Source organism: Streptomyces sp. NPDC000151, from assembly GCF_040301705.1.
In the GTDB taxonomy this organism is placed as follows: Bacteria; Actinomycetota; Actinomycetes; order Streptomycetales; family Streptomycetaceae; genus Streptomyces.
Genome location: NZ_JBEPFC010000039.1, coordinates 1 through 13,016 on the forward strand (window position 1 = coordinate 1; position 13,016 = coordinate 13,016).

General features: G+C 71.4%; 15 protein-coding genes and 2 tRNA genes. 11 read left to right on the forward strand and 6 right to left on the reverse strand.

Annotated elements, in window-relative coordinates:
• Nucleotides 1-636 (forward strand): GNAT family N-acetyltransferase (locus ABT381_RS14130; protein WP_351592761.1); only part of this gene is annotated, 636 nt, incomplete at its 5' end.
• A 39-nt stretch (nucleotides 637-675) separates the two neighbouring features.
• Here ABT381_RS14130 and ABT381_RS14135 read toward each other — a convergent pair.
• Nucleotides 676-1,197, reverse strand: coding sequence for a DsbA family protein (locus ABT381_RS14135; RefSeq protein WP_351592764.1), 522 nt, complete (start codon nucleotides 1,195-1,197; stop codon nucleotides 676-678).
• Nucleotides 1,198-1,372: 175 nt separating this feature from the next.
• Here ABT381_RS14135 and ABT381_RS14140 point away from each other — a divergent pair, with 175 nt between their 5' ends.
• Nucleotides 1,373-1,822 (forward strand): hypothetical protein, encoded by a 450-nt coding sequence (locus tag ABT381_RS14140; protein WP_351592767.1) that lies wholly within the window; start codon nucleotides 1,373-1,375, stop codon nucleotides 1,820-1,822.
• Nucleotides 1,823-2,017: 195 nt separating this feature from the next.
• A complete protein-coding gene (locus ABT381_RS14145; RefSeq protein ID WP_351592886.1) occupies nucleotides 2,018-2,215 on the forward strand; it encodes a hypothetical protein in 198 nt (65 codons plus the stop codon).
• Between the two features lie 31 nt (nucleotides 2,216-2,246).
• Here the strand turns inward: ABT381_RS14145 and ABT381_RS14150 are convergent, their stop codons facing one another.
• Both ABT381_RS14150 and ABT381_RS14155 read right to left on the reverse strand, forming a co-directional pair.
• A complete protein-coding gene (locus ABT381_RS14150; RefSeq protein ID WP_351592770.1) occupies nucleotides 2,247-2,813 on the reverse strand; it encodes a CGNR zinc finger domain-containing protein in 567 nt (188 codons plus the stop codon).
• A gap of 336 nt (nucleotides 2,814-3,149) precedes the next feature.
• On the reverse strand, nucleotides 3,150-3,563 hold the full coding sequence (locus ABT381_RS14155; protein ID WP_003959770.1) for an SsgA family sporulation/cell division regulator: 414 nt from the start codon (nucleotides 3,561-3,563) through the stop codon (nucleotides 3,150-3,152).
• 186 nt (nucleotides 3,564-3,749) lie between these two features.
• Here ABT381_RS14155 and ABT381_RS14160 point away from each other — a divergent pair, with 186 nt between their 5' ends.
• The 4 genes from ABT381_RS14160 (at nucleotide 3,750) to ABT381_RS14175 (ending at nucleotide 5,046) form a co-directional block, all read left to right on the forward strand.
• A complete protein-coding gene (locus ABT381_RS14160; protein ID WP_351592773.1) occupies nucleotides 3,750-4,193 on the forward strand; it encodes a TIGR02611 family protein in 444 nt (147 codons plus the stop codon).
• Nucleotides 4,194-4,279: 86 nt separating this feature from the next.
• Nucleotides 4,280-4,351, forward strand: a tRNA-Val gene (locus ABT381_RS14165).
• 88 nt (nucleotides 4,352-4,439) lie between these two features.
• The gene (locus ABT381_RS14170) at nucleotides 4,440-4,910 is read left to right on the forward strand and encodes an SRPBCC family protein (RefSeq protein WP_351592776.1); all 471 of its coding nucleotides are present in this window, start codon (nucleotides 4,440-4,442) and stop codon (nucleotides 4,908-4,910) included.
• A 64-nt stretch (nucleotides 4,911-4,974) separates the two neighbouring features.
• A tRNA-Val gene (locus ABT381_RS14175) sits at nucleotides 4,975-5,046 on the forward strand.
• Between the two features lie 73 nt (nucleotides 5,047-5,119).
• Here the strand turns inward: ABT381_RS14175 and ABT381_RS14180 are convergent.
• Entirely contained in the window at nucleotides 5,120-5,845 is a 726-nt protein-coding gene (locus ABT381_RS14180) for a 3'-5' exonuclease (protein ID WP_351592779.1), read from the reverse strand.
• Nucleotides 5,846-6,081: 236 nt separating this feature from the next.
• Here ABT381_RS14180 and ABT381_RS14185 point away from each other — a divergent pair, with 236 nt between their 5' ends.
• Both ABT381_RS14185 and ABT381_RS14190 read left to right on the forward strand, forming a co-directional pair.
• A complete protein-coding gene (locus tag ABT381_RS14185; protein ID WP_351592782.1) occupies nucleotides 6,082-6,648 on the forward strand; it encodes a DUF4365 domain-containing protein in 567 nt (188 codons plus the stop codon).
• Nucleotides 6,648-7,823: a hypothetical protein gene (locus ABT381_RS14190; RefSeq protein ID WP_351592785.1), complete on the forward strand. Its 1,176-nt coding sequence runs from the start codon at nucleotides 6,648-6,650 to the stop codon at nucleotides 7,821-7,823. Before ABT381_RS14185 ends, ABT381_RS14190 begins: the two co-directional genes overlap by 1 nt.
• A gap of 21 nt (nucleotides 7,824-7,844) precedes the next feature.
• Here ABT381_RS14190 and ABT381_RS14195 read toward each other — a convergent pair whose 3' ends face one another.
• Nucleotides 7,845-8,399, reverse strand: a complete 555-nt coding sequence (locus tag ABT381_RS14195) for a DinB family protein (RefSeq protein ID WP_351592788.1) — start codon at nucleotides 8,397-8,399, stop codon at nucleotides 7,845-7,847.
• Nucleotides 8,400-8,554: 155 nt separating this feature from the next.
• Here ABT381_RS14195 and thrS point away from each other — a divergent pair, with 155 nt between their 5' ends.
• On the forward strand, nucleotides 8,555-10,534 hold the full coding sequence (thrS, locus tag ABT381_RS14200; protein WP_351592791.1) for a threonine--tRNA ligase: 1,980 nt from the start codon (nucleotides 8,555-8,557) through the stop codon (nucleotides 10,532-10,534).
• A 72-nt stretch (nucleotides 10,535-10,606) separates the two neighbouring features.
• Nucleotides 10,607-11,167: an HIT family protein gene (locus ABT381_RS14205; RefSeq protein ID WP_351592794.1), complete on the forward strand. Its 561-nt coding sequence runs from the start codon at nucleotides 10,607-10,609 to the stop codon at nucleotides 11,165-11,167.
• Nucleotides 11,168-11,235: 68 nt separating this feature from the next.
• On the opposite strand, the gene ABT381_RS14210 is transcribed toward ABT381_RS14205, so the two are convergent.
• Nucleotides 11,236-12,888, reverse strand: a complete 1,653-nt coding sequence (locus ABT381_RS14210) for an AbeC-like domain-containing protein (protein WP_351592877.1) — start codon at nucleotides 12,886-12,888, stop codon at nucleotides 11,236-11,238.
• Nucleotides 12,889-13,016 lie beyond the last annotated feature (128 nt).

The following is a 13,016-nucleotide window of genomic DNA, read 5'->3' on the forward strand; positions in this document are numbered from 1 at the left end:
ACCGTCGCCGCCCTGGCCGCGGAGGAAGTGCTGCGAGGCTGGGGCTGCCGGCGCATCGAGTTCGTCGTGCCCGCCGACGCCACGCCCGCGCTGCGGCTCAGCGCGGCGCTCGGCTACACCGAACGCGCCCGCCGGATGCGCAAGGAGCTCACGACACCGCCCGCACTGCCTCCCGGCAGCGTCGACCGGCCGCTGGACGACGCGGAGTACCCGGCCTGGCTCGCGGCAGCCCAGGACGAGTACGTACAGGCCATGACCCGGCAGGGCGCTTCGGCCGAACGCGCCGCGGAGCTGGCGGACGCCGACCACCGGCTGCTGCTGCCCGACGGCCCGCACACCCCGGGGCAGAGCCTGCGCGTGCTGCGCCATGAGGGCACGGACGTGGGCACGGTCTGGACCGTGCTGCACGCACCGGGGCAGCCGGGCGGTTACGTGTACGACGTGCGGGTCGCGCCCGAGCACCGCGGCCGCGGCCACGGGCGCACCCTGATGGGCATCGCCGAGCGGGAGTGTCTGGCGGCGGGCAGCCGCCACCTCGGCCTCAACGTCTACGCCGACAACCCGACAGCCCGCGGGCTGTACGAGTCCCTCGGGTACCGCGTCATTGACCACCGGCTCTCGAAGCCGCTGCTGTGAGCGGCCGCCGGGCCGCTCGGCCGTGAGCCGCAGCCGAAGTCACTCGGCGGCCAGCAGCCGGTCGGCGATCTCCTCGACGCGGGCGCGCAGCCCCTCCTGGCTCTTGCCGCCGTCCAGCCGCTCGCCGCCGATGACGTACGTCGGCGTGCCCGTGACACCGATCGCCTTGCCCTCGGCCTGGTCCGCGTCGACGATCAGCAGGTGCCGGCCGTCGATCAGCGCGGTGTCCAGCTCCTCGGCGTCCAGGCCCACCTCCCCGGCCACTTTCACCAGCAGCTTCTCGCCCTGCTTCGCCAGCTCCTCGGTGCGCCCGAGGACGGCCTCCACGTACTCCCAGCCGCGGCCCTGCTCGATGGCTTCCTCGGCGGCCTGTGCGGCGGCGTAGGCGTGCTTGTGCTTCTCCAGCGGGAAGTGGCGCAGCCGGATCTCCAGCCGGTCGCCGTAGCGCTCGCGCAGCGCGCGCAGGTCGTCCAGGGCGGCGTGGCAGTCGGGACACTGCAGCTCGCACCAGACCTCCAGGACGGGAGAGGCGGGCGCGGCGGGGGAGGAGGCGTCGTTCATGGGGCCAGTCTTCCAGCCCGCGCGGCCTCCGCCGAACCCGCGCCCGGGCCCCGCCGGACCGGCACCTGAGGAGGATCCGGACCCCGAGATGACCCCGAGGGCGGGCCCGGCCGTGGCCCCTGCGCCGGGCGAGGGGGCAGGATGGAGGGAGAACCGTCCACGGCAGGAGGACCCGATGCTGACCTCGACCGTCTGCGCCGCGCTGTCGGCGGCCGGCCTGGGCATCGCCGCGCTGACCGCCTTCCGCCGGCGCTTCCTCGCCGCGACGCGCATCGCCGCCTTCGCGCTGATCCCGATCGGCCTGGTCATGACCGGTGTCATCGACTGGATCACCGGGCTGGTCCTCAAGCCGACGGTGTGGGCGGGCTTCGGCGTACTGGCGCTCTCGGCCCTGCTGTTCCTGCTGAGCCGCTTCGCCGAGCGCCGCTCCGGCCGGCGCAAGGAGCGCCGCGCGGCAGCCGCGGCACAGCACGGCGGTGCGGTGGCCCCCGGCGCCTCGGCGCCCTCCCTGGGCACCGGCCAGGAGACCGCCCCTCGCCCCGCGGCGAAACCGGCCCGGCAAGGCGGCGGCGCGAACGACGATTTCTCCGATATCGAAGCCATCCTGAAAAAGCACGGGATCTGAGGAACTCCCCCTCCTGCGGGGGAATCTCCCGCGCCTCGCGCCGATCACCTGCGCCATGATCTCCGCGAGATGAACGATGAGAGCCTGTGTCTGAGCCCTGGTCGGATCAGCGCACGTCGTCTGGTGCGTGCGATCGCAAGGCGCCGGAGCGCCCTCGTAGCGGAGCTACTAGGGCGTTTCGGCAACGCCGCGAGCGTGCGTGCCAGACGACGGACGCCCGGCCAGGGCTCAGATACAGGCTCTCAGTACGCCCTGACCCGGGAGAACACTCCCCGGGCCCCTGAAGCCCGCGGCTGTCTCTTCGCGCTGTCCCAGCCGCCCCTGATGCTCTTCCTCACCGTGATCGGCGTCCTGCTCCTGCTGGGCGCCGTGCACGACCTGTTCCTGCTGTGAGCGCCGGTGGCCGCGCCTCCGGCGGGCGGAGTCAGCTCGCGGCCTCGCGGCGGCGCGCCCGGTACGCGGCGACGTGCAGACGGTTGCCGCAGGTCCGGCTGTCGCAGTAACGACGCGAGCGGTTCCGGGAGAGGTCGACGAAGGCGTGCCGGCAGTCCGGTGCCTCGCAGCGCCGCAGCCGCTCCCGCTCCCCGGCGACGACCAGGAACGCCAGCGCCATCCCGCCGTCCGCCGCGAGGTGGTCGGCGACCGAGGCGCCGGGCGCGAAGTAGTGCACGTGCCAGTCGTACCCGTCGTGGTCGGTCAGCCGAGGGGTGGTGCCGGCCGCCGCCACCAGCGAATTCAGCAGCTCGGCCGCGCTGCGGTCGTCGTCCGCCGCGAAGACCTGGGCGAATCTGGACCGTACGGAGCGCACGGAGGCCAGGTCACGTTCGCCGAGCGTGCCCACATCGCTGAAGGCGTTGCGCGCGACGAACTCGTACAGGCCCGGCACGTCGGTGAGGGCGTCCGGGGCCGACGGGGCCCCGCCCTCGGGCGCGGTGTTCAGGAGGTCGACGACTGCCTCCAGCGCGCACCGGGTGTCATGGGTGATCATCACGGGTCGCTCCCAGGCCGGGAGGGGCGGATTCTGCCGCCCCCCGGGATCCATGTGCGGTGGCCGGTGATCTCCAGCGATCGGCCGGCCGCCCCCTTGCCGAATGGTCGCCGACTCTAGCGCCTCCAACAAGGCCCGGCGGCCACCGGTGCCGCAGGTTTCCCCGGCTCCCCGGTGCCCGTCCGGGCCGGTCAGTACGGAAGCGGCGCCGCCGCCGCGGTGGTCTCCGCGGCGACGGCGCCGGTGCTTGCCGTATGAACTTGTCCGTCCTGCGCCGTCTCCCCGAGTCGGACGGCGCGAGTGGTGAGCGGTTGACGCGGTACGCGGCCGCGGGTCTCCTCAGCTCTCCGCGAGGATGTGGGAGAGCTCTGTGTCGAGATCGAAGTGTCGGTGCTCGGTGCCGGGCGGGACCGCGGCATCCGTGCGCTTGAGGAAGGATTCCAGGGCCCGCGCCGGGGCTTCGAGCAGAGCCTCGCCCTCCGGAGAGCTCAGGGCGATGCAGACGACTCCCTGACCGTGGCTCCGGGACGGCCAGACGCGGACGTCGCCGGTGCCGGTGGGCCGGTGCAGGCCCTCGGCGAGGAGATCACGAGCGAAAACCCACTCGACGGTCTCCTCGGCTCCGGTGTGGAAGGTGGCGTGCACGGCATAAGGATCGGCCGTGTCATACCGCAGGCCCGCAGGTACAGGCAGTGAGGACTCGCTCGACACAACGAGGCGCAGGTGCAGCTCGCAGCTGACCGTGGTGTTCATACGCCAGGGCCTTTCGCTCAGTGTGCGCTCGGGGGTTCGCACGTCGGCGAAATCGACATGCCACCTACGGTGGCGTTGTAAACCCCTCTGACTGTTTTGGGTGGCTTCAGGTACCTCTTACGGCGGAGTCCGGGATCCTCCCGAGCGTTCATGCGAGGGTGCGGGACGTCGGGTAGGTTTGCCGGTATGAATGCGGAGAGTGACGAGCGTCAGGGTGCCGTCGGAGGCGCGTCGACACAGGGCGCGACGGCGATCCCGCAGAAGCTGGGGTCCAAGGCGCCGCATTTCGTGAAGCGCTCCCGGCCCCTCCACATGAGCTGGCAGGTCGGCATCTTCATCATCGGCCTCGCGGTGGTCGTCGGCGGCATCATCATGCTGCCGCTGCCGGGCCCCGGCTGGCTGGTGATCTTCGCCGGCATGGCGATCTGGGCGACCGAGTTCGTCTGGGCGCAGCTCGTGCTGCGCTGGACCAAGCGCAAGGTCACCGAGGCCGCCCAGAAGGCCCTGGACCCCAAGGTCCGCCGCCGCAACATCATCCTCACCTCGATCGCCGTGGTGATCGTCGTCGCGGCCCTCGCGGTGTACGTGTGGAAGTTCGGCTTCGAGATGCCCTGGCACATCACCGAGTGACCGCGGCCCGGCCGCACCCTGGTCAGGAGCCCCGCTGACATGCGGTAATGTTGGCGGTGCGCCGGGCCGAGAGGCACGGGCGCCCGGGGCGATTAGCTCAGTGGGAGAGCGCTTCGTTCACACCGAAGAGGTCACTGGTTCGAACCCAGTATCGCCCACCCGGATCGAAGGGCCCGGAGGTCTCGTACCTCCGGGCCCTTCGGCGTATCCGGCCTTCCGGTGCCCCCGGCGCGGCACACTGGATCCATGTCCGCCTGGCCGCTCCGCCCCCACCACTACCGCTTCCGCAGCGTCTGGCTGCTGGACGCGGCGCCCGGCGTCGTCTACGCCGTCCTCGAACGGACCGAGTCCTACCCCCGCTGGTGGCCTCAGGTCGCCGAGGTGCACCGGACCGACGACAGCTCCGGCACCGCCCGCATCCGCTCCGTACTGCCGTACAGCCTGCGCGTCACCGCCCGCGAGAGCCGCCGCGACCCGCGCGCCGGCGTCCTGGAGACGGCGCTGCACGGCGACATCGACGGCTGGGCGCGCTGGACGGTCCGCCCGTACGGCACCGGCACCCGCGCGCTGTACGAGCAGGAGGTCGAGGTCCGCAGGCCCTTCATGCGGCTGCTGGCCTACCCGGGACGCCCGTTCTTCCGCCTCAACCACACGCTGATGATGCGGGCCGGGCGGCGCGGACTGGCCGCCTGGCTGGCCCGCCACCAAGAAATTTGAAGTGAAGCCGCCGCGACCTGTATTGTTCAGGTCGTTCGCGAGGGACACCCTCCCCGAGAACCCCGGGCGATTAGCTCAGTGGGAGAGCGCTTCGTTCACACCGAAGAGGTCACTGGTTCGAACCCAGTATCGCCCACCCGGAGAGAAGGCCGGACCGTCAGCAACGGTCCGGCCTTCTGCGTATGTTCACGTCGCACTTCCTTGTACGGTCACGCCGCGGCAGGCAGGTCCGGGCGGAGCGGCCAGTGCGGGTCCACCGCCTCCTCCGTGCCGTTGCGCGCGAACCACGCCTGCAGGCCCCGCGCTTGGGCCGCGTGCCACACCGCCTGGAGTGCGTGCAGCTCCGCCACGCTCAGCCCTTCGAGCCGCGTCGCGAACGCCTGCCCCAGCGCCCGTACGACCTGCAGTGACGCCGTCGCGTCCGCCGCCGCCTCGTGCGCCCCCGACAGCTCGACGCCGTAGTGCTCGCACAGGTCCGTCAGCGTCCGGCGGCCCTTGCGGTACCGGTCCAGATGCTTGTCCAGCACCCGCGGATCCAGCACGCACAACGACTGCGTACCGAGATACGCCGCCAGCGACGACGCCCGGTGCCGGCGCAACTCGCGGTCCAGCAGCGTCAGATCGAACGGCGCGTTCATCACGACCAGCGGTCGCCCCGCCATCGCCTGCTCCGCCAGGGCCCGCGCTATCTCCTCCATCACCGGCGCCGGCCAGCGGCCGTTCATCGCCAGATGCCCGGCCGTCAGGCCGTGCACCGCCGTCGCCGCCTCCGGGATGTCCACACCCGGATTGACCAGCCAGCGCGTGACCCGCGGAGTCGAGCGCGGCGTCTCCTGGACGACCAGGGCCGCGGAGACGATGCGGTCCCGCTCCACATCGATCCCCGTCGTCTCGGTGTCGAAGGCAGCCAGCGGACCGTCGAACCAGCACGGCATAGTTTCAACTCCTCGTGCTCCTGCGGCGGGTGGCCTGCCCCGGGCCTCCCGAGCTGGTGATACCCGGCCGCCGCGGTTGTCGAACCGCCTTAGTTTGTTGACCACTTGACACGGAGACAACACAGAGGGGACCGCAGCCCCACGCGCGGTCCGCCGGACCGCCGTGCGGCCCGGACCTCCCCACACCCCCACGCACCCGACCGGCACCACCGCAACGCCCGGAAGGCACTGGAGCGATGACGCTCGCGCAGCCCGAACCGGGTGGGTTCCTGCCCGAGCGACCGGTACCGCTGCGCGGCCAGCTCGCCACCACCGCCTCCATGGAGACGCTCCAGGTGGGCTATCTCCACGCCGTGGCCGCGGCCGCCGGCTGCTCGCTCGCGCAGCCCTTCCCGGACAACGGCATCGACTGGCACGTCAGCCACGGCTCGTCCGGCCACACCATCGACGACGAAGTCACCATCAAGGTGCAGCTCAAGTGCACCTATCAGGTACCGCCCCGCCCGCCGGGGCCCAGCTTCGGCTTCACGCTGGACAACGACCACCTCGTGAAGCTCGCCCGTACCCCCGTCGCGGTGCACAAGATCCTGGTCGTGATGCTCGTACCGCGCACGCAGGAGGACTGGCTGCGCGCGAGCCACGACCGGCTCGAACTGCGGCACTGCTGTTACTGGATCAACCTGGCCGGCCAGCAGGCCACCGGCAGGCGCAAGACCACTGTGCGGATACCGACCACGCGGATCTTCGACGACCGTGCGCTCATCGAGATCATGACGCGGGTCGGGGCGGGAGGGAGACCCTGATGTACCGGCCGACCGACGAGCACCCGTTCCCCGTTCCGGACCCCGCCCGGGTCGATCCGGCCGTCCTCATCGCCCTTCTCGGCCGGAACGGCTGGCACCGCCGCGGCGGCATCCAGGGCCGGTACGGCCGCTGGACCCCGCCCGGCGGCACCGCCGGCACCAGCCTCCTCGTACCCGAGTCCGCCCGCTACCCCGACAGCGCCGACCTGCTCGCCGAGGCCCTGACCGCGCTCGCCCGCAGCGCCGCGCCCTCGGCCCGCGAAGTGCTGGTCGGTCTCGCGCTGCCCAGCGACGAGGTGCGCTGGGAGCGCGACATCCCCGACGAGGGCTCCGGCGCGACCCTGTGGACCGCACAGGAACAGCTGCGCGCCGCCGCCCGCTCCCTGCTGGCCGCCGGGGCGCTCGGCACGTACGCGCGGGCCGGCTACCACGGCGCCCGGCACAAGCGGCAGGCCGAGGCGCTCCTGGACCAGGTGCTGGTCGGCCCGGCCCCCGCGGGCCGCAGCCTCACCGCCTACGTGCCGGTCACCGCGGGGCGCGGCACGGTCGCGGGCCTCCAGCGGGCGCTGCACGCCGCCCGCGACGCCACGGACTACCAGCGCGCCACCGGCCGTATGGAGGCGTACCAGGCCGCCGTCGAGCTGGGCGTCTGCCACGAGCTGACCGAGGCGCTGATCTCTCTGGTGCGCGGCGCCGAAGGAGTACGCATCGTGATCCAGTGGTCACCCGCCGAGGGCCCGCCGCCGGGCTGCCCGGCCCGCCCCGAGCCCGTCGAGTTCACCCCCGGCGACCTGCCCGCGCTGCGGCAGGCCGCCCAGCGGTACGTACGGGACGAGCCCTCGCTCGCCGTGCGGGTGACCGGCACGGTCGTACGGATGCGCCGCGAGCGGCCCGACGGCGCCGGCGCGGTACGGCTGCGGGTGCTGGCCGGCGCGGACGTGGCGCAGGTCAGGGTCGCCCTCGGCGAGGAGGACTACCGGATCGCGGGCCACGCCCACCTGCTGGGGCTGCCGGTACGGGTGACCGGGCGGCTGGAGAGCCGCGGCGGCTTCCGCCGGATCACCGGGGCCGCCGGCGTCACACCCGTACAGGTCGACGAGGCGGAGCGGGACCGGCTGCTGAAGTCGCTCCAGGAGAACCTGGACCACTTCGAGGAGGCGTGCGGGGGAGAGTGAGCGCCGCGCCGCCGCCGCGCGTCAACGGTGCGCGTACAGATCACGCAACAGAGCGATCTCCGCGCCGTGGTGGATGACCTCGCGGTTGATGTGCAGCACCAGTGTGGCCATCGGGTACTCGGCGTACGGCCCTTCGGCGGGACCGCACGGCCGCGCCAGGTCCGCCTCGCCGAGCCCCCGCACGCCCGCGTGCCACGCCGCGTACACCTTGTCCAGCTGCTCCAGCGCCTCCCGGGCCGTACCCGCGTACGCGAATTCCTGGTACGTCATCGCCGGCCCGCCGAAGTGGTGGGCGACGCGCATGCCGAGCACGCCTACGATGATGTGGGCCAGCCGCCAGGCGATGGTCGTCACCGGCACGGGCGTCGGCGCGGGGAAGGCGAAGTCGACCGTGAAATCGCCGGAGCCACCGCCGACGGGCGCGCTGCCGGTGCCCCGCCGCCGTACGTTCCAGGCGCCCGGCGCCGGCTCCCAGAAGTACTCCTCGTCGCTCAGCCCGGACAGGCGTTCGCGCAGCTGGTAGCGCCAGTGAAAGTCGAGCTGCTCGGACAGCTGGTCGTTCCAGTCGATGGTCATGACGCGACAGTACGGGCGCGGGGCGCACGGCGCCCGGAAATGCCCAGGACGGGAGCCCGGCAAACAACCGTTTCGCGAGGCGGCCCTGTGGCTCGGTACGATTCGGGGAGCGCAGCGATCGCTGCCGCCCAGCAGACATACGTCAGGAGAGACCGGTGTCAGACGTCCGTGTGACCATCCAACGCGATTCCGAGCGGGAAGAACGCGTGGTGACCACGGGCACTACGGCCGCCGACCTCTTCCAGGGCGAGCGCGCCATCGTCGCCGCGCGGGTGGCCGGAGAGCTCAAGGACCTCGCGTACGAGGTCGCCGACGGCGAGACCGTCGAGCCCGTGGAGATCACCTCCGAGGACGGCCTGAACATCCTGCGGCACTCCACCGCGCACGTGATGGCCCAGGCCGTGCAGGAGCTGTTCCCGGAGGCCAAGCTCGGCATCGGCCCGCCCATCAAGGACGGCTTCTACTACGACTTCGACGTCGAGACCCCGTTCACCCCCGAGGACCTCAAGCGCATCGAGAAGAAGATGCAGGAGATCCAGAAGCGGGGCCAGCGCTTCTCGCGCCGGGTCACCACCGACGAGGACGCCCGCGAGGAGCTGGCCGCCGAGCCGTACAAGCTCGAGCTGATCGGCCTCAAGGGCAATGCCGGCGAGGCCGCCGAGGGCGCGGACGCCGAGGTCGGCGCGGGCGAGCTGACCATCTACGACAACCTCGACGCCAAGACCGGCGACCTGTGCTGGAAGGACCTCTGCCGAGGCCCGCACCTGCCCACCACCCGGAACATCCCGGCGTTCAAGCTGATGCGCTCCGCCGCCGCGTACTGGCGCGGCAGCGAGAAGAACAAGCAGCTCCAGCGCATCTACGGCACCGCCTGGCCGACCAAGGACGAGCTGAAGGCGTATCTGGAGTTCCTGGCCGAGGCCGAGAAGCGCGACCACCGCAAGCTGGGCGCGGAGCTGGACCTCTTCTCCATCCCCGAGGACATCGGCTCGGGCCTGGCGGTCTTCCACCCCAAGGGCGGCATCATCCGCCGGGTCATGGAGGACTACTCGCGGCGGCGCCACGAGGAGTCGGGGTACGAGTTCGTCTACACCCCGCACGCCACCAAGGGGAAGCTGTTCGAGAAGTCGGGCCACCTGGACTGGTACGCCGACGGCATGTACCCGCCCATGCAGCTCGACGAGGGCACGGACTACTACCTCAAGCCCATGAACTGCCCGATGCACAACCTGATCTTCGACGCGCGCGGCCGCTCGTACCGTGAACTGCCGCTGCGCCTCTTCGAGTTCGGGACCGTGTACCGCTACGAGAAGTCGGGTGTGGTGCACGGCCTGACCCGCGCCCGCGGCTTCACCCAGGACGACGCGCACATCTACTGCACCAAGGAGCAGATGGCGGACGAGCTGGACGCCACGCTCACCTTCGTCCTGGACCTGCTGCGCGACTACGGCCTCACCGACTTCTACCTGGAGCTGTCCACCAAGGACCCGGAGAAGTTCGTCGGCTCGGACGAGGTCTGGGAAGAGGCCACCGAGACGCTGCGCAAGGTCGCCGAGAAGCAGGGGCTGCCGCTGGTCCCGGACCCGGGCGGCGCCGCGTTCTACGGCCCGAAGATCTCGGTGCAGACCAAGGACGCGATCGGCCGTACCTGGCAGATGTCGACGGTCCAGCTGGACTTCAACCTGCCGGAGCGGTTCGACCTGGAGTACACCGCGCCGGACGGCTCCAAGCAGCGTCCCGTCATGATCCACCGTGCCCTCTTCGGCTCCATCGAGCGCTTCTTCGCGGTGCTGCTGGAGCACTATGCGGGCGCCTTCCCGGTCTGGCTCGCGCCCGTCCAGGCGACCGGCATCCCGATCGGCGACGCGCACGTGCCGTACCTGGAGGAGTTCGCCGCGGAGGCCAAGAAGCAGGGCCTGCGCATCGAGGTCGACTCGTCCTCGGACCGGATGCAGAAGAAGATCCGCAACGCCCAGAAGGCCAAGACCCCGTACATGATCATCGCGGGTGACGAGGACGTCGAGAAGGGCGCGGTCTCCTTCCGGTACCGCGACGGCTCGCAGGAGAACGGCATCCCGAAGGACGAGGCGATCGCCAAGATCCGCAAGGCGGTCGAGGAGCGCGCCCAGGTCTGACCCGGGCCACGACGCGAGGATTCGGGGGGCGGTCCACCAGGGCCGCCCCTCACCGCGTCCGTACCAGGGAATATGCTGCGTTTCATGACGACTGAGCCGGAGCAGCAGATCGGAGTCGGGACACAGGACGCCTTCCAGCGCCTGTGGACGCCGCACCGGATGGCCTACATCCAGGGTGAGAACAAGCCCACCGGCCCGGGAGCCGACGACGGCTGTCCGTTCTGCACGATCCCGTCGAAGTCCGACGAGGACGGCCTGGTCGTCGCCCGCGGCGAGCACGTGTACGCGGTGCTCAACCTCTACCCGTACAACGGCGGCCACCTGATGGTCGTGCCCTACCGCCACGTCGCCGACTACACCGAGCTGGACGACGCCGAGACGGCGGAGCTGGCGAAGCTCACGAAGCAGGCGATGGCGGCGCTGCGCGCGGCCTCCGGCGCGCACGGCTTCAACATCGGGATGAACCAGGGCGGGGTCGCAGGCGCCGGCATCGCCGCCCACCTGCACCAGCACGTCGTCCCGCGCTGGGGCGGCGACACGAACTTCATGCCGGTGGTCGGCCACACGCGGGTGCTGCCCCAGCTGCTCGCCGACACCCGCGCGATGCTGGCGGACGCCTGGCCGGCGGTGTAACGGCCGGTTCTCGCGCCCGGGGCCCGTACGGAAGCTTCCGTACGGGCCCCGGGCGTACCGCGCGGCGGTCACGCGTCGTAGACGTCGGCCTTCTTCGGAGCGACGTCCTGCACCGCGCCGCTGAGCACCAGCGAGCGGTTGTCGAAGCGCTCGGTGTCCACGCCGTACTCCTTCAGGACGCCCATCGCGGCGGAGTGCACCACGCGCAGTACGGGCGTGGCGGCGCGCAGCGCGTCGTCCGCCATGAAGCGGTGCCGCCAGGGCTTGTCGGCCCAGGCGTGGCGCAGCCCGAAGGGCTCGGGCAGGGTGAGCTTGCCGCCGAGGAAGTCCAGGACCGGCGGGAACCAGGTCAGCGGGGCGCGTGCGGCGAGGCGGACGACCTCGTCGGCGTCGATCAGCGGGAGCTGTCGCTCCTTGGTCTCCCAGAACTTCACGACCTTCGCCTCGGTCACGGTCTTGGCCTTGGGCTTGGTGGTGAACAGGCCGTGGACCGGGCCGAGGGCGTGCCCCGTGACCTCGATGCGCAGCGTCTCGTGCAGCACGGTCACGGTGATCATCAGGGTGAGGACGAGCTGGCCGTCCCAGAGGACGAACTGCACGCCGAGATAGTGGCGGTTGCCGCTGCCGAACTGCTGCTCGTTGCAGATCCGCTCTATCTCGTGCGGGCGGATCTGGAAGGCGTCGGTGTCGGTGCCCTCGGGGCGGGCGACGGCGTCGGCGTTCTCGCCGATGGGGGAGACGATCCAGTGGCGTACGGAGGGCGGCTGGCCGAAGCCGCCGGTGTGCAGCGGGCTGCGCTCCAGGAGCTTGAGCCGGTCGTGGATGGCGCGGATGACGTCCCAGCTGCGGAAGGGGTGGATCTCGCTGTCCGGGTCCGCGGGCCGCAGCTCCTCGGCGAGCTGCCAGCTGCCCCAGCGGGTGCCCATGCCGAGTATGCCCTTGGGGCCTGCGTAGAAGACGACGTTGGCGGCCTGCTCGGCGGTGAGCTTGGCGAGGTTCTGGCGGAGGCGCTCGGCGGCGGTCTGGTTCGGGTCCTGGGGCACGGCCTCGGGGATCTTCGCGCCGACGCCGCCGCCTTCCAGGAGACCCTTCCACGCGTCGCGCAGGTCGGTGGCGGTGCGCTCGCAGATCCGCTTGGCCCACCACCAGCCTATGACCGGGGCGATCAGCATCAGCCGGAGGTAGACCGTCCAGAAGCTGTTGAACGGGAGCTTGATCAGGAAGATCAGGGCGACGCCGCAGAGCGCCACGAGCAGCACCGTGCCCAGCGCGCTCTTGCCCTTGCTCGTGGCCTTGTCCAGGATCCGCTTGAGCTGGAAGCCGCCGAGCCAGAGGAGCACGCCGGGCAGGAAGAGCACCCCGAAGACGGCCATGAGGACCGTCAGTTTGGTGTCCCGCTCCTTGCGGATGCGGTTGGCGGCGAGGCAGTGCTCGACGACGGTCTGCGGCTCGGTGCCGAAGGACTGGATGAGCGGCTTGCGGCCGCCGCCGAGCATCCGGAGCTGTACGGCGCGCGAGAACGCCTCGCCGAGATTGGGCTCGAACAGCGAGAGCTTGGGCTTCTTGATGCCCGACTTGCCGGCCTCGGAGTCGGCGTCGGAGATCGTGGCGAGCTTGCTGTCCCGGTACGCGGCCGAGGCCAGCGCCTGGGTGGCGGCGGTCTGGCCCGCGCCGCCGGAGAGCGGGACCTGCGCTCCCGGGCTGAAATCGAAGCCGTCCATCGTCGTCACCAAGGCCCCCTCGCCGCCGTCTGCCCCTGCCGTTGGGCGTGCCCCGCCGAACGCCTTTAAGCGCCCTTCCCACCGGCCGCCCCCGGCACACCTCTGAGCTGCGCCCTCAGCGTACAGGC